Consider the following 15337-nt stretch of genomic DNA (forward strand, 5'->3'; position numbering starts at 1 on the left):
TAATCCAGGGAATAAATGAAAAACAAAAAATGGTCTTATGAATTTCTTCTAATAATTCATGCCGCAATTGCGATAGCTGTTTTTGCTGTGCCTTTTTTATCCAAAATATACAGTTTAATAATTCCTATTGTTGGATTTTATATAGTTTATAAAACAAAAAACAAGAATAATGAAGTTTTATTAGTTACAGCTTATTTAGTTGGTGCTGAGGTTTTTTTAAGAATGACAGGTGGAAACTTTAACAATGAGTATGTAAAGTTTAGTGTGATTTTCTTCATGTTGATGGGGATGTTTTACAGTAATTTTTCTCGGAATGGATTTATCTATTGTTTTTTCCTAATTCTATTAATACCAGGTATTTTACTTACTGTTGCAGCCTCAGATCCTTCGATAGATATTAAAAAAGCTTTGTTTTTTAATTTATCAGGTCCTGTATGTCTGGCAATATCTGCAATATATACAATGAAAAGAGGGATGCTTTTTTCTGATTTGCAAAATATCATGGTTGCACTGGGATTGCCAGTTGTAACCACAACCGTCTATTTGTTTTTATACAATCCAAGTGTTAAAGATGTGATAACAGGAACACAGTCAAATTTTGAAACTTCAGGAGGATTTGGTCCGAACCAAGTTTCAACCATTTTAGGATTAGGAATGTTTGTCTTTTTTACCCAATTCATATTGTTTTCGAAATCAAAAAGAGCAATACTATTAAATGGATTTTTATTGGTTTTCATAACTTATAGAGGAATAGTTACATTTTCAAGAGGCGGTATTATTACTGCTGTAGGTATGATTGTTTGCTTGTTATTTTTATTATACAGAAACTCAAATGCAAGAGGCAGAGGTAAATTTATTTTGATTTTCGTCGTAACCGCTTTAATGGGATTAGGTATTTGGACTTATTCTTCTATTCAAACTTCTGGATTGATTGAAAAACGATATGCTAACAAAGATGCTCGAGGAAGAGAAAAAAAGGACAGGTTAGGCGGGCGAGAAGAAATTATGGATGCAGAAATAAAGCTGTTTCTAGATGATCCAATTCTAGGTGTTGGGGCTGGATTAAGTAAGTCCCGAAGGTTAGAGTATTTAAAAGAAGAAGCTGCGTCTCATAATGAAATTACAAGAATGCTTTCTGAACATGGTATATTTGGAATTTTTGGTTTACTAATACTATTTATAACTCCTTTTGTACTTTACATAAATAATCGACAGCACCTTTATTTTTTATCCTGTGTTGTTTTTTGGCTGTTAACTATCAATCATGCTGCAATGAGAATTGCTGCGCCAGCATTTATATATGCGCTGAGTCTTCTATCGGTAAAGATTAAAATTCCCGAAAAAGCAGAAAATTTAGTAGATTAGTTTAAAATTTTTTACAATACATTTGCCTCAAGTTTAAGCCCCTAACAAACTTTAAAAAAATGTTTTCAAAAAGAAAAATGCATTTTGAAATTTCAGAAAGAAAGGTTCTGCTTTGTCTTTTTGATGCAGCGTTTATATTTACAGCACTCTTTTTACTTAGTGTGCTTTTCGATTATCAGTATTACACTTTAAATGAAAAAAGATTTTATAAATCTTTTTTACTTATTGGTTACGTGTATGTTTTTGGAGCTATTTTTGAAATGTATAATCTCCAGACAGCAAGTAATCAATTTCAGATTTTGCGAAGTGTAATTTTAACTTCTCTTACCGCTGTTACTGTATATTTACTTACACCGGTTTTATCGCCAGAACTTCCAAAGCAGCGAGTAGTGATCGTAATCTTTTATTTTGCTGTTCTAAGCTCATTACTTTTATGGCGATTTTTCTATGTGTATTTCTTGGCATCACATCGGTTTGGACAAAATGTAGTTTTAATTTGCGATCAAAATGAAGTCGACGAATTAGTTCTTGGACTTGAAAATGTCGATCCACATTATAAAATTATTGGTTTTGTAAATTCAGATTCTAGTTTAAATGAAGTATCAGATTTTCATTATGTAAAAGAAATAAAAAAAGAAGATTTAGAAGCATTTGTAACGCAGCATGATGTTTCTGAAATTATAATTGCATCACAAAAAACCGATGGTATCACAGCCGATTTATACCAGCAGCTGCTTCATTTGTTAGAAAACGGCAATGTTATTCGTGAATATACTCAAGTATATGAAAGCAAAACGCAGAGAATCCCAGTGCATTATATTGGGCGTGATTTCTACCGTTTTTTCCCCTTCAGCCGAAGTAATAATAATAGACTATATCTGTTGTTGATTCGTATTATGGAATTCTTTTTCTCTTTTATCGGACTTTTGTTTTGTGTGGTTTTTATTCCGATTATTTGGTTTTGCAATCTTTTAGGAAACAAAGGAAGTCTTTTTTATACGCAGGAAAGAGTTGGTAAAAACGGTGTTGTTTTTAAGATTTACAAATTTAGGACAATGACCGAGAATTCTGAAGTAGGTGGAGCAGTTTTTGCAGCCCATAATGATAAAAGAGTTACTCCTTTTGGTAAATTTATGCGAAAGTCAAGGATAGACGAACTTCCGCAGTTTATAAACGTTTTAAAAGGTGATATGGCAGTTATTGGGCCAAGACCAGAACGTCCGTTCTTTGTCGAAGAGATTGCCAGCGTTATGCCTTTTTATGAGACACGACATGTTATTAAACCAGGACTTACAGGCTGGGCGCAGGTAAATTATTCTTATGGAGAATCTATCGACGAAAGTTTAATTAAACTTCAATACGATTTATATTATATCAAACACAGGAGCGTTTTTCTCGATTTAAGCATCACTTTCAAAACCATTACAACAGTTTTGTTTTACCGAGGCCAATAATTTTTAAATTATAATCGGAATTGGCTTTTTGTTTCTGATTGCAGTTCTTACTAAAACTACAGCGCTGGTAATAATCAATGGCAGAGTAATAAAGAAATGAGCCTTATTAATCAAAAACAAAAAGTAGACTACTAAAAGAACGAAATTTATAAGTGAAAATCTATATGTCCATTTTTTGTTTTTGAAAATAGAAAACAGAACTAAAACCAATAAAAGCGGACTAAAAAGTAAAACGTTATAATTCATCGCCAGTTCTTGGTGAAAAGAATAAAATCCCATCACAACAAAGAAAATTCCCATTAAAGATAAAATCAAAAAATAGATTTTGTCTACTGTTTTATTTCTTGCCAAAATCACAAAAAGCAAAATAAATAGATAAGTATAAATGTTATTCCACCATGATTTTGGAGTTTCTTTTGTAAATTCCAATAATGTTTTGCTTTTGCTAACTAATGGCTGATTTTGAAATGTAGTTTTTTCTAAGCTGTTTTTTAATTCAAAAGGAAGAAAAATTCTCGTTCCCATTTTGTCCACCTTCGTTCCAAAAATTATGCTTGTTCCTAATTGATCGTAAAAATGTCCATCAAAATAAGGAAAAAGAATAGAACGATATGTTTTATCGGTATCTTCTTTTTTGGTGATAACATTTTGGTTTAATGATTTATTGATTACATCAACAACCATGGAAGTGCAATTTTTATCAATAAATTTATAAGTGTAATATCTTTCTTCAGAGAATAAAGCTTTATTTAAATTGTCAAATAATTTTTGTTTTAAAGGCAATGAAATTTGAAGATCTTGTTCGTAAACACTTCTTTTATCAGAACTGTATTCGTTTATAAAATCAGCGAAGGGGTGTGTGATAATAAAATATTGTAAATCACCTTTAGCGAACTTGGCGACAAAATTTGGTGTTCTAAAATCAAAAGCACCATAGTTGTAAACAATATCAATATTATTCGCAGGATCAGCAACACGAATAGCTGTATGACCAAAATAAGAGTAAGTTTCGTTTCCAAGACCGCAAGTAAGAACACTTATTTTAGCATTTGGAGATAAAGATAAACTCTGGCTAAAACCAATAAAACTTGATAAGAAGAATAAAATAAAAAGTGTTTTTTTGAAAATGACAGTTTTCATGATTAATTTTTTAAAAGGTTTTATGGTTTTATAACTATCTAAAGATTCCTAAATCTACTTTCAACGAAAAAATATTAGAATATAATGCGGTACTCTGGTTTCCTAAATCTGTTAAGGCATAATCTATCTGAATGCCTTTGTATCTAAAACCAAGACCAATATTAGGTTGAAAATTTACTTTTTCAGTATTGTCCAACTGCGTTACATTTTGAAAATTTCCAGCGCCGGCTCTTACGAAAACCAAATCGGTGTAGCTAAATTCAAATCCAATTGCGGGATCTATACTTACTACTTTTGATGAAATGATATCATTCGTTTGTTCAAATCTCATGTTTAAATTTGCAGAAGTAACCAAACTGCATTCATTATGAAAATCAAATCTTTTTGAAACTCCTAATTGTGCTTTTGGCAACGTAATCTCTGTGCTTTCTGGTAATGTGTTGTTTTCTCCTGGAATAGCATTTGCGATTTTTGCATATTCTTCTTCGTCAATATTCCAAACATTATAAGTTGTGGTAATGTCGCGAAGCATTAAACCGAATTTCCAATCATTTCTTTCAAACTGAAGTCCAATATCAAATCCAAATCCCCACGAATTGGCAAATTTCCCAATTATTCTTCGAATAACTTTTGCGTTAACCCCATATTGAAATCCCTCGACAGGAAGTTTTCTCGCATAAGAAAAAGTAAAGCCGTAATCTGCAGTAGAAAATAAGCTGATTCTGTTATAATCGATATTTCCTTGATTGTCGATTAATTGTGTGGTATCCATAATATCATCAACTCCAAAACGAATCATCGAAATTCCCCAAGCACTTCGTTCATCAATGGGATTTGCATAACCGATATAATCATATTGCGCAATATTGGCAAAATAACTCGCATGCATCAATGCGACTTGATGATCTTCAAGATGAGTTAAACCTGCTGGATTCCAATAAACTGCATTAACATCATTTGTAGAAGCCGTTACCGTGCTTGACATTCCAAGAGCTGCTGCGTCTACTCCAATATTCATAAACTCATTCGAATATTTTCGAATAGTTTGAGCATATGGTGAAGTAAAACTCCAAAAGAATATAAATGCTAAAAGTTTTTTCAAAAGTTCTTTTTTTGCAGACTTAGGTCTGTTTTAATTTTTATCAAAAATATAATATTTTACTCATCTATTAAGTTCGTTCTCTTAAATATTCTAAAAGTCGAGCTGAGAAATAAAAAACTATGAGAAAAACTCGTTTTGCATCCAGTTATTATGCTAAATTTGTTCTCTGCCATTATCAAAATTTCAAACTATGAATATCAAAAAACACATTCCAAATCTAATCACATTAATTAATCTTTTCTGCGGTTGTGTCGCAATTGTTTTTGTCTCTCAAGGAGATTATTTAATGGCTTTTTACATGGTTTGTTTAGGAATCTTTTTTGATTTCTTTGATGGTTTTTTTGCTAGATTATTCAAAGTTTCTAGTCCGCTTGGATTACAGTTGGATTCTTTGGCAGATATGGTTACAAGCGGTGTAACTCCAGGATATGTAATGTACAGCATGTTTGCCAATAGTGGTCATGAATTAGGAACAAGCCCAGCGATTCCTTTTTTAGGATTTATCGTAACTTTGGGATCTTGCTATCGTCTGGCAAATTTTAATATCGATACACGCCAGACAGATTCTTTTATTGGACTGCCAACGCCGGCAAATGCATTGTTTATTTTAAGTCTTCCTTTGGTAATATCATTTTCAGATTCTCTGATGATATTAGAAATTTTAACTAATCAATGGGTTTTATTGCTTATAACATTATGCAGTGCTTATATTTTAAATGCTGAGATTCCGTTGTTCTCTTTAAAAATTAAAAAATTCAGCTTAAAAGAAAACGCACTTCAAATTGTGTTTTTGACAATTTCAGTGTTATTAGTTGTTTTGCTGCATTACATTGCAATTCCGTTGATTATTGTTTTCTACGTTTTATTGTCAATTATTAACAATCTGTTTTTGAAGAAGTAGTTCAATTTTCATGGCCAGAAAAACGACTTATCGTAAAACATATTCAAGGAAACCAGCTGGAAGATCATTTTTAAGCAGGCTTTTTAGAGGACTTTTATTAATTTTCTCCGCGCTTTTATTCATTGGAATCATTTATCATTATCATAACGGATTGGCCTATTATTTAGGGTTTAAATCTGAAAAAGTTTTAGATGAAGACGCGGTTGACAAACATCTTTCTGATGTGCGAAATATTCGGGTTCTTGAAAATCATAAAGGAAAAGTTATTGGAATTGATGTTTCTGAATTTCAAGGAAAAGTAGATTGGGAAGAAGTTGAAATTTTAGACGAAAAATATCCAGTTCAATTTGTTTTTATTCGTGCAACAGCAGGAAATGATCGTGTAGACAGACAATTCAAAAAGAATTGGGAAGGCGCAAAAGAAAACAAAATTATGCGCGGTGCCTATCATTATTACCGCCCAAACGAAAATTCTATCGAGCAGGCCGATCTTTTTATAAAAACTGTTAAGCTTCAAAAAGGAGATCTTCCGCCAGTTTTGGATATTGAAAAATTACCTAAAAATCAGTCTTTGGACAGTTTAAAAGTGGGATTAAAACGCTGGCTGACTAAGGTTGAAAAACACTATCAGGTTCGCCCAATAATTTATTCTGGAGAACGCTATTATTCTGATTTTCTAAAAGAAGAATTCAGTGAATATCTTTTCTGGATTGCCAATTATAATTTCTACAGAGAAAAGATTGAAGATGACTGGCTTTTTTGGCAGTTTACAGAAAAAGCGTCTTTACCGGGAATAAAACACAGAGTGGATGTTAATATTTACAACGGCGATTTAGAGCAATTGCAGTTTATTACTGTCGAGTAAAAGGTGAAAAGTGAAAGGTAAAAAGTAATTTACATTTCACTTTTTACCTTTCACCTTTCACATATAATGTTCTTAAAACTCTAATTTTTTCTTACGAAGCTCAAAGTTTTGTCCTAGATAAACCCGGCGAACCATTTCGTCTTCTACCAATTCTTCTGGAACTCCTGCTTTTAGAATTCCTCCTTCGAACATTAAATATGTTTTATCCGTAATAGCTAAAGTTTCCTGAACGTTGTGATCGGTAATTAAGATTCCGATATTTTTGTTTTTTAACTGTGCTACAATTCTCTGAATATCTTCAACCGCAACTGGGTCAACACCTGCAAAAGGTTCATCCAATAAAATAAATTTTGGATCGGTCGCCAATGCGCGTGCGATTTCAGTACGACGACGTTCACCTCCAGAAAGTAAATCGCCTCGGTTGGTACGAATGTGTTCTAAACTAAATTCTTCAATTAAACTTTCCATTTTAGCAATCTGCTCTTCTTTAGAAAGTTTTGTCAATTGTAAAACACTCAAGATGTTATCTTCAATACTTAATTTTCTAAAAACAGAAGCTTCTTGTGCCAAATAACCAATTCCTTGCTGCGCACGTTTGTACATCGGATAATCGGTAATATTCAAATCATCAAGGTAAATGTTTCCCTGATTTGGTTTTACTAATCCAACAATCATGTAAAAAGACGTTGTTTTTCCCGCACCATTTGGACCCAAAAGCCCCACAATTTCCCCTTGATTTACTTCAACAGAAATTCCTTTTACAACACTTCTTCCTTTATAGGTTTTGATTAAATTATCGGCTCTTAGCTTCATTTTTTTTAATTAGATAATTTGAATTAGATAATGAGATAATGAAAAAACGATCTCAAATTCAATTTTATAATTTGATTTGAAAGACAAAATAAATTTAAAATAATCGATTTGATAAATCAATTAACAAATTATTGCGTTTTTCAAATTTAGAATTTGTGCTTCAAAATTAAATAATTAACGTATTTCAGGAGAAATTATCTAATTATCAAATTGGCACATTTTCTAATTATTTCCCTGCTTCTTCTAAAGCTTCCCAAAATTCGTAAGCTCTTCTTAAGTGAGGAATAACGATAGTTCCTCCCACAAGAGTTGCAATTCCCATCGCTTCCATCATTTCTTCTTTAGAAACACCTTCTTTATAACTTGTTTCTAAGTGATATTTTACACAGTCATCACATCTTAAAACAGCAGATGCAACTAAACCTAAAAGTTCTTTCGTTTTTACATCTAGAGCTCCTGGCGCATAAGCATTGGTATCAAGATTAAAAATTCGCTTTACAATTTTGTTATTGTCAGCAAGCAGTTTTTCGTTCATTTTAGAACGATAGTCGTTAAATTCTTGAATGATATCAGACATTGTTTTCTTTTAATTTATTTCTATATACAACCTTCGAAATTAGGATACTAACCTCGTAAATAATTAACATTGGAATTGCCACAATTGTTTGGCTTACAACGTCTGGCGGTGTAACAATAGCAGCAATAATTAAAATAAGTATTACGGCGTATTTCCAGTACTTTCTTAAAAATTCAGGAGTTACCAAGCCTAATTTAGTTAAGAAATAAATGGCGATTGGTAATTCAAAAAATATGGCACTTCCAAGAATACTTGTTTTTACCATTCCCATATAAGATTCAAGTGTAAATTGGTTTTTTACAACATCACTTACAGAGAAAGTGGCAACGAAATTTACCGACATCGGAATTACGACAAAGTATCCAAACAATACTCCTAAAAAGAAAAGTAAAGAAGAAACAAAGATGAATACTTTTGCATTTTTTCTTTCTTTCTCATAAAGGGCAGGGCTGATAAATTTCCAAATTTCCCACAATATGTAAGGGAAACTCAAGATAAAACCTGCCAAAAGGCACATCCATACAAAAATATTGACCTGACCTTCCATTTCGGTATTCTGAATAATAAAATTCAGCTCTGTAATACAAATACTTTCTGCGAAATTCAATTGATGCGATAAATCGCAGAACCATACGTAAGTAAAAAATGTAGGTCGAATTGGACCTAAAATAATTTGATCAAATAAATAATCACTTATAAAATAAGTAACAAATGCCATAATGCATATTGCAATTGTACTTCTAACTAATAACCATCTAAGTTCTTCAAGATGATCCAAAAATGACATCTCGCCAAGATTTTTCTTTGCCATTATACGATTCCTTCTTTTAAAATGTCATGTAAATGTAAAACTCCTTTGTATTCTCCATTATCAGCAACAATCAGTTGTGTTATAGAGAAATCTTCTAAAATATTTAATGCATCAACTGCCATAGTCTCTGAAGAAACTACTTTAGGGTTTTTAGACATAATATCCCTTGCAGTTAAGTCCGCAATAGTATCTACGTCATTTAGCATTCGTCGGATGTCTCCATCAGTAATAATTCCAATAATTTTATTGTCTTCAATTACTGCCGTTACACCTAATCTCTTTTCTGAAATTTCGAAAATAGCTTTTTTGATCGAAGTATCTGGTGTAACTGCTGGTTTTAACGAATGTTCTATCATGTCTTTTACACGAAGCAAAAGTTTTTTCCCTAAAGCACCGCCTGGATGGTAAACTGCAAAATCTTCAGGTTTAAAATCTCGCATTTCCATTAAACAAACCGCTAATGCATCGCCCATTACAAGTTGTGCTGTAGTACTGTTTGTTGGAGCTAAATTAATAGGGCAGGCTTCTGTGTTAACTGTAGTGTTTAAAATATAATCGGAACCTTTTGCTAAGAATGAAGTTATATTTCCTGTAATCGCAATCAAGGTATTTCCAAATCTTTTTAATAATGGAACCAAGACTTTGATTTCTGGACTGTTACCGCTTTTAGAAATGCAAATAATAACATCTTCATTTTGTATCATTCCTAGATCACCGTGAATCGCTTCGGCAGCGTGCAAAAACATAGAAGGGGTTCCTGTAGAGTTAAAAGTGGCAACCATTTTTTGAGCAATGATCGCGCTTTTTCCGATTCCTGTAACGATTAGACGACCTTTAGTTTCGTAGATGCGCTGTACTGCTTCGTAGAAATTTTCGTCTAGAAAATCAATTAGTTTTGTAATTGCTTCACTTTCAGAGAGTATTGTTTTTTTGGCTATCGCCAATATATTTTCTTTTGTGATCAAATCAGAATATTTAAAATTTGTATGTATAAAAGAAAGTTGTATCTTTATGTGTTGCAAATTTATACAAAATACAGTTAATATAGAGAATGAATTCAAACGAAATTGAAATACATAAAGAATTAAAGAAGTATTTCGGCTTTAGCCAATTTAAAGGCTTGCAGGAGCAAGTCATTACGAGTATTTTAGGTAAGAATAATACTTTCGTAATTATGCCGACAGGCGGTGGAAAGTCTCTTTGTTATCAATTACCCGCTTTAATTCAGGAAGGAACAGCTATCGTTGTTTCTCCACTGATTGCTTTGATGAAAAATCAGGTCGATGCTATTCGAAGTCTTTCGTCAGAAAATGGAATAGCGCACGTATTAAATTCCTCTCTTACCAAAACAGAAATAGCTCAGGTTAAAAAAGATATTACTTCGGGATTAACCAAACTTTTATATGTAGCCCCAGAATCTTTAACAAAAGAAGAATATGTGTCTTTTTTACAAAGCGTGCCAATTTCTTTTGTTGCCATTGATGAAGCGCATTGTATATCAGAATGGGGGCATGATTTTAGGCCAGAATATAGAAATCTGCGACATATTATTAAGCAATTAGGTAAAGTGCCAATTATTGGACTTACTGCTACTGCAACTCCAAAAGTTCAAGAAGATATTCTAAAGAATTTGGACATGTCTGATGCTAATACTTTTAAAGCATCATTCAATAGGCCGAACTTATATTATGAAGTTCGAACAAAAACTAAAAACATTGAGTCGGATATTATTCGATTTATCAAACAACATAAAGGCAAATCTGGAATTATTTACTGCTTAAGCCGTAAAAAAGTAGAATCTATTGCCGAAGTTTTACAAGTGAACGGAATTAGTGCTGTTCCTTATCATGCAGGTTTAGATGCAAAAACCCGCGCCAAACATCAAGATATGTTTTTGATGGAAGACGTAGACGTGGTAGTTGCAACGATTGCTTTCGGAATGGGAATCGATAAACCAGACGTTCGTTTTGTAATTCACCACGATATTCCAAAATCATTAGAAAGCTATTATCAAGAAACAGGTCGTGCAGGACGTGATGGCGGAGAAGGACATTGTTTGGCTTACTATTCCTATAAAGATGTAGAAAAGTTGGAGAAATTTATGTCTGGAAAACCAGTTGCCGAACAAGAAATTGGTTTTGCACTTTTACAGGAAGTTGTTGCTTACGCCGAAACCTCAATGTCACGTAGAAAATTCCTGCTCCATTATTTTGGTGAAGAATTCGACAGCGAAACAGGAGAAGGCGCAGATATGGATGATAACGTTCGTAATCCTAAAAACAAAATCGAAGCCAAAGAACAAGTGGTTAAATTGCTGGAGATTGTTCGCGACACCAAACATATTTACAAATCTAAAGAAATTGTGTTTACTTTAATAGGACGCATCAACGCCGTTATTAAAGCGCACAAAACAGATACACAGCCGTATTTTGGTTCTGGTTCAGACCACGACGAAAAATATTGGATGGCATTATTAAGACAAGTTCTGGTTTCAGGTTATTTGTCTAAAGATATTGAAACTTATGGTGTGATTAAAATTACGCAGGAAGGTTTGAATTTTATCCAAAGTCCAGTTTCGTTTATGATGTCGGAAGACCACGAATACAGCGAAGCCGATGACGAAGCAATTGTTGCGTCATCAAAATCAACTGGTACAGCCGATGAAGTTTTAATGGGCATGCTGCGCGAACTCCGTAAAAAAGTAGCTAAAAAATTAGGTGTTCCTCCTTTTGTTGTTTTTCAAGATCCTTCACTTGAAGACATGGCTTTAAAATATCCAATTTCATTAACTGAATTGTACAATATTCATGGAGTTGGAGAAGGAAAAGCAAAAAAATACGGAAGCGAATTCGTTGCCTTAATCAGCCGCTATGTTGATGACAACGATATTATTCGTCCAGACGATTTAGTTGTAAAATCTACAGGAGTAAATTCTGCCAATAAATTATATATCATTCAAAATATCGATCGAAAATTACCGCTAAGCGATATCGCTTCTGCAAAAGGTTTGTCGATGGATGCTTTAATTAAAGAAATGGAGCAGATTGTTTATTCGGGAACAAAACTGAATATCAAATATTGGATTGATGATATGCTTGATGATGATCAGCAGGAAGAAATTCACGATTATTTCATGGAATCAGAATCGGATAAAATCGAAGACGCACTAAAAGAATTTGACGGCGATTACGACATTGATGAATTGCGTTTAATGCGTATTAAATTTATTAGTGAAGTTGCTAACTAGTTATAAGTTAAATGTGAGATGTAAAATGTATTTTTCGATACAAGCATCTCACATTTTTCATTTCACCTCTTATTCAGAATAAACTTCCCCTCGATGCGGTTTCAAAGCATCTCTCACCTTAATCATATTTGGTTCTTCAACAACCATAAATGCTGTTGCATGCATGTCGTTTATGATGTTAAAACCAGTGATATTTAAAGGTAGTTTTTCGATAATAATATATTCTTTTAAATGAATTTCGTGATGTTCTGCCGTTTTTGCAGAAGCCGGTCCGCGAAAATCCCAAATCAATTTTATTTTTCTAGACATTTTTTTTCTTAAGGTACTAAGGTTCTAAGCTGCAAAGGTACAAAGTCTGTTTGGAAAAAAAAGTTCTAAGGTTCTAAGATGCTCAGGTTCTGAGTTATTTCTGTAGAGATGCACTGCAGTGCGTCTAACTGTTCTTTAAAGTAATCTAAATCTTTAATCTAAATAATCTGAGACTTAATAATTAACCGCAAAGTACGCTGAGATTTAATTTTCATTACTTATAGAAAACACAAAGTTCGCAAAGCTGCATCAACACAAAGCTTTGCGAACTTTGTTTTTGTAAAACCATACCTAAAAAAACTTAGCGCACTTTTCGGTTCATTACATAAAGTCATTTCAAAATACTACTTTTGCATGTTCTTTTCATAGAAAGAAAAGCTAATAGAATAAAAAAGAAAAAATGCCTAAAGAACTTTTACTTCAAGTATCGCCAGAAATTGCTGCGAACGAATCATTGCTGAAAGACCATTTGTCTAGACAAATTAAGGTTTCTACAACAGAAATTCAGCATGTCTCTATTTTGAAACGCTCGATTGATGCACGTCAAAAGGCTATTAAAATTAACTTAAAAGTTCTTATTTATTTAAAAGGCGAACCTTTTCAGGAAACTAAAATTGAACTTCCTAAATATAAAGATGTTTCAAATGCTCAAGAAGTTATTGTTGTCGGTGCTGGTCCGGCCGGACTTTTTGCTGCATTGCAATTAGTTGAGTTAGGTTTAAAGCCAATTGTGCTGGAACGCGGAAAAGACGTTCGCGGACGTCGACGCGATTTAAAAGCAATAAACCGAGAACATATTGTAAACGAAGATTCTAATTATTGTTTTGGTGAAGGAGGAGCAGGAACATATTCTGATGGAAAATTATATACTCGATCTAAAAAGCGCGGCGATGTAACTAGAATTCTGGAGCTTTTAGTAGCTTTTGGAGCTTCAGAAGATATTTTGGTAGAAGCGCATCCACATATTGGAACCAATAAATTGCCTAAAATTATTGAAGACATTCGTGAAAAAATTATCGAGTTTGGCGGTAAGGTCTTGTTTGAAACCCGAGTAAGTGATATTCTGGTAAAAAACAACGAAGTTGAAGGAATTGTAACTCAAAATGGAGATAAAATTCACGCCAATAAATTGATCTTGGCAACAGGGCATTCGGCGCGTGATATTTTTGAATTATTAGATAAAAAGAAAATTTTAATAGAAGCCAAACCATTTGCTTTAGGAGTGCGTGCAGAACATTCGCAAGAATTAATCGACAGTATTCAATACAGCTGTGATTATCGCGGCGAACATTTGCCACCAGCGCCATATTCTATCGTAAAACAAGTAAACGGTCGCGGCATGTATTCTTTCTGTATGTGTCCAGGAGGTGTAATCGCTCCTTGTGCAACAAGTCCGGGTGAAGTGGTTACAAACGGCTGGTCACCATCTAAGCGTGACCAATCAACGGCAAATTCTGGAATTGTAGTTGAATTAAAATTGGAAGATTTTAAACCTTTTGCAAAATTCGGCGCTTTGGCCGGAATGGAATTTCAAAAAAGTATCGAACAAAAAGCATGGCAGTTAGCGGGGCAAACTCAAAAAGTTCCAGCACAACGAATGATTGATTTTACGCAAAGTAAAGTTTCATCAGATATTCCGAAAACATCTTATGTTCCAGGAACTACTTCGGTAGAAATGGGGCAGGTTTTTCCGGGATTTTTAACGCAAATTATGCGTCAGGGTTTTCAGGATTTTGGAAAATCAATGCGCGGTTATTTAACCAACGAAGCAATTTTACACGCGCCAGAAAGCAGAACTTCATCGCCGGTAAGAATTCCGAGGGATCCTTTAACCTTAGAACATTTGCAAATCAAAGGATTATATCCATGTGGTGAAGGAGCGGGTTACGCCGGTGGAATCATTTCTGCAGCAATTGACGGTGAAAAATGTGCGTTAATGATTGCGGAATCCTTGAAATAATTGACCTTCAGATTTCTTGTGTAGTAAAAAGATTGTTATCTTAGTGATTTGATTTTAATCGAATAGCCCCCAAAGATGACCATACAAGAAATTGAAACAAAACACGGATTTGAATTCCCGCTTTTATACAAACAATTAGAAGCCGACGGCATGCTCAATATTGGAGAATATGGGCCAAATTGGTATGCGGAAGTTTATCCTACTTTAAAAGATAATCCGCCATTACTTTTGCATTCTTACGATTTCGAATCTCTGAATTTGAAATCTGTTGCCGAAGAAATCGAAGAACTTAGAGATCCGGATAATTATCGAAATATAAAATCTGAATTTAAATTTATTCCTTTTGCAAAAAGCGGAGGTGGAGATCATTATTGTTTTTTTCTAAATGAAGAAGACAACGGAGAAGTGCCAATTGTTTTTGTCTGGCATGACATGAACGAAGTTAATTATCTGGCAAAAAATCTACAGGATTTTATCTTTAAAGTTTTATTGATAGACATGTCGCAGCAGGATGTTTACAACGAACTCAGCGATGAAGAATTTAGAAGTGATCTGGAATCTGTTTTTAAATCGCATAAAAGATATTTAAGTACTCGTCAAAGATTTATTTTAGAAGATATTTTAAAGCGTGAAATTATAGATTACGAAATAAATGTCTCTCCAAAAATAAAAGAATCTGCAAGAGGATTGTTAACGGATGTAGAATTGGAATCAATTGTGAATGATGTTATTCCTTTTGATAAAATGAATCAAAGTTTTAAATACTCAAACGACTAAGATTTACCTATAAATT

14 protein-coding genes are annotated in these 15337 nt (G+C 33.3%); 7 read left to right on the plus strand and 7 right to left on the minus strand.

From position 1 onward, the window contains the following. The first annotated feature begins 15 nt into the window (after positions 1-15). Positions 16-1365: an O-antigen ligase family protein gene (locus EDB96_RS17490; RefSeq protein WP_134142290.1), complete on the plus strand. Its 1350-nt coding sequence runs from the start codon at positions 16-18 to the stop codon at positions 1363-1365. A gap of 59 nt (positions 1366-1424) precedes the next feature. Then, on the plus strand, positions 1425-2819 hold the full coding sequence (locus tag EDB96_RS17495) for a sugar transferase (RefSeq protein WP_134142292.1): 1395 nt from the start codon (positions 1425-1427) through the stop codon (positions 2817-2819). A 3-nt stretch (positions 2820-2822) separates the two neighbouring features. On the opposite strand, the gene EDB96_RS17500 is transcribed toward EDB96_RS17495, so the two are convergent. Further along, positions 2823-3959: a DUF4105 domain-containing protein gene (locus EDB96_RS17500; RefSeq protein WP_134142294.1), complete on the minus strand. Its 1137-nt coding sequence runs from the start codon at positions 3957-3959 to the stop codon at positions 2823-2825. A 34-nt stretch (positions 3960-3993) separates the two neighbouring features. Then, entirely contained in the window at positions 3994-4977 is a 984-nt protein-coding gene (locus EDB96_RS17505; protein WP_134142559.1) for a PorV/PorQ family protein, read from the minus strand. Positions 4978-5251: 274 nt separating this feature from the next. Between EDB96_RS17505 and EDB96_RS17510 the strand changes: the two genes are divergently transcribed. Both EDB96_RS17510 and EDB96_RS17515 read left to right on the plus strand, forming a co-directional pair. Continuing rightward, the gene (locus tag EDB96_RS17510; RefSeq protein WP_134142297.1) at positions 5252-5962 is read left to right on the plus strand and encodes a CDP-alcohol phosphatidyltransferase family protein; all 711 of its coding nucleotides are present in this window, start codon (positions 5252-5254) and stop codon (positions 5960-5962) included. A 10-nt stretch (positions 5963-5972) separates the two neighbouring features. Further along, positions 5973-6827, plus strand: coding sequence for a glycoside hydrolase family 25 protein (locus tag EDB96_RS17515; protein ID WP_134142299.1), 855 nt, complete (start codon positions 5973-5975; stop codon positions 6825-6827). A 72-nt stretch (positions 6828-6899) separates the two neighbouring features. On the opposite strand, the gene lptB is transcribed toward EDB96_RS17515, so the two are convergent. The 4 genes from lptB to EDB96_RS17535 all read right to left on the minus strand — a co-directional run bounded on the left by lptB (position 6900) and on the right by EDB96_RS17535 (position 9993). Beyond that, positions 6900-7640: an LPS export ABC transporter ATP-binding protein gene (gene lptB, locus EDB96_RS17520; protein ID WP_029272155.1), complete on the minus strand. Its 741-nt coding sequence runs from the start codon at positions 7638-7640 to the stop codon at positions 6900-6902. A 226-nt stretch (positions 7641-7866) separates the two neighbouring features. After that, positions 7867-8217: a carboxymuconolactone decarboxylase family protein gene (locus EDB96_RS17525; protein WP_057114852.1), complete on the minus strand. Its 351-nt coding sequence runs from the start codon at positions 8215-8217 to the stop codon at positions 7867-7869. Next, positions 8210-9028: a twin-arginine translocase subunit TatC gene (gene tatC, locus EDB96_RS17530; RefSeq protein ID WP_057114851.1), complete on the minus strand. Its 819-nt coding sequence runs from the start codon at positions 9026-9028 to the stop codon at positions 8210-8212. The genes EDB96_RS17525 and tatC overlap by 8 nt, the downstream gene beginning before the upstream one ends. Then, complete coding sequence (locus EDB96_RS17535; protein WP_057114983.1) at positions 9028-9993, minus strand: SIS domain-containing protein; 966 nt, start codon at positions 9991-9993, stop codon at positions 9028-9030. The genes tatC and EDB96_RS17535 overlap by 1 nt, the downstream gene beginning before the upstream one ends. Positions 9994-10079: 86 nt before the next feature. Here EDB96_RS17535 and recQ point away from each other — a divergent pair, with 86 nt between their 5' ends. Continuing rightward, positions 10080-12275 carry a DNA helicase RecQ gene (gene recQ, locus EDB96_RS17540; RefSeq protein WP_134142301.1) on the plus strand — a complete coding sequence of 732 codons (2196 nt, stop codon included), beginning with the start codon at positions 10080-10082 and terminating at the stop codon, positions 12273-12275. Positions 12276-12344: 69 nt separating this feature from the next. On the opposite strand, the gene EDB96_RS17545 is transcribed toward recQ, so the two are convergent. Then, the gene (locus tag EDB96_RS17545; RefSeq protein ID WP_134142303.1) at positions 12345-12584 is read right to left on the minus strand and encodes a hypothetical protein; all 240 of its coding nucleotides are present in this window, start codon (positions 12582-12584) and stop codon (positions 12345-12347) included. 400 nt (positions 12585-12984) lie between these two features. Here EDB96_RS17545 and EDB96_RS17550 point away from each other — a divergent pair, with 400 nt between their 5' ends. Together EDB96_RS17550 and EDB96_RS17555 are read left to right on the plus strand one after the other, a co-directional pair. Beyond that, positions 12985-14544: an NAD(P)/FAD-dependent oxidoreductase gene (locus tag EDB96_RS17550; protein ID WP_134142305.1), complete on the plus strand. Its 1560-nt coding sequence runs from the start codon at positions 12985-12987 to the stop codon at positions 14542-14544. Positions 14545-14619: 75 nt separating this feature from the next. Beyond that, entirely contained in the window at positions 14620-15321 is a 702-nt protein-coding gene (locus tag EDB96_RS17555) for an SMI1/KNR4 family protein (RefSeq protein WP_134142307.1), read from the plus strand. The last annotated feature ends 16 nt before the right edge of the window (positions 15322-15337 follow it).

The organism is Flavobacterium sp. S87F.05.LMB.W.Kidney.N (genome assembly GCF_004366435.1).
Taxonomy (GTDB): domain Bacteria; phylum Bacteroidota; class Bacteroidia; order Flavobacteriales; family Flavobacteriaceae; genus Flavobacterium.

What these genes read in the sequence shown, in the direction of transcription:
- EDB96_RS17495 (WP_134142292.1), top strand. Translation starts at nt 1,425, where the DNA reads ATGTTTTCAAAAAGAAAAATGCATTTTGAAATTTCAGAAAGAAAGGTT.
- EDB96_RS17515 (WP_134142299.1), top strand. Translation starts at nt 5,973, where the DNA reads ATGGCCAGAAAAACGACTTATCGTAAAACATATTCAAGGAAACCAGCT.
- EDB96_RS17490 (WP_134142290.1), top strand. Translation starts at nt 16, where the DNA reads ATGAAAAACAAAAAATGGTCTTATGAATTTCTTCTAATAATTCATGCC.
- EDB96_RS17510 (WP_134142297.1), top strand. Translation starts at nt 5,252, where the DNA reads ATGAATATCAAAAAACACATTCCAAATCTAATCACATTAATTAATCTT.
- EDB96_RS17550 (WP_134142305.1), top strand. Translation starts at nt 12,985, where the DNA reads ATGCCTAAAGAACTTTTACTTCAAGTATCGCCAGAAATTGCTGCGAAC.
- tatC (WP_057114851.1), bottom strand. Translation starts at nt 9,028, where the DNA reads ATGGCAAAGAAAAATCTTGGCGAGATGTCATTTTTGGATCATCTTGAA.
- EDB96_RS17545 (WP_134142303.1), bottom strand. Translation starts at nt 12,584, where the DNA reads ATGTCTAGAAAAATAAAATTGATTTGGGATTTTCGCGGACCGGCTTCT.
- EDB96_RS17555 (WP_134142307.1), top strand. Translation starts at nt 14,620, where the DNA reads ATGACCATACAAGAAATTGAAACAAAACACGGATTTGAATTCCCGCTT.
- lptB (WP_029272155.1), bottom strand. Translation starts at nt 7,640, where the DNA reads ATGAAGCTAAGAGCCGATAATTTAATCAAAACCTATAAAGGAAGAAGT.
- EDB96_RS17525 (WP_057114852.1), bottom strand. Translation starts at nt 8,217, where the DNA reads ATGTCTGATATCATTCAAGAATTTAACGACTATCGTTCTAAAATGAAC.
- recQ (WP_134142301.1), top strand. Translation starts at nt 10,080, where the DNA reads ATGAATTCAAACGAAATTGAAATACATAAAGAATTAAAGAAGTATTTC.
- EDB96_RS17500 (WP_134142294.1), bottom strand. Translation starts at nt 3,959, where the DNA reads ATGAAAACTGTCATTTTCAAAAAAACACTTTTTATTTTATTCTTCTTA.
- EDB96_RS17505 (WP_134142559.1), bottom strand. Translation starts at nt 4,977, where the DNA reads ATGAATATTGGAGTAGACGCAGCAGCTCTTGGAATGTCAAGCACGGTA.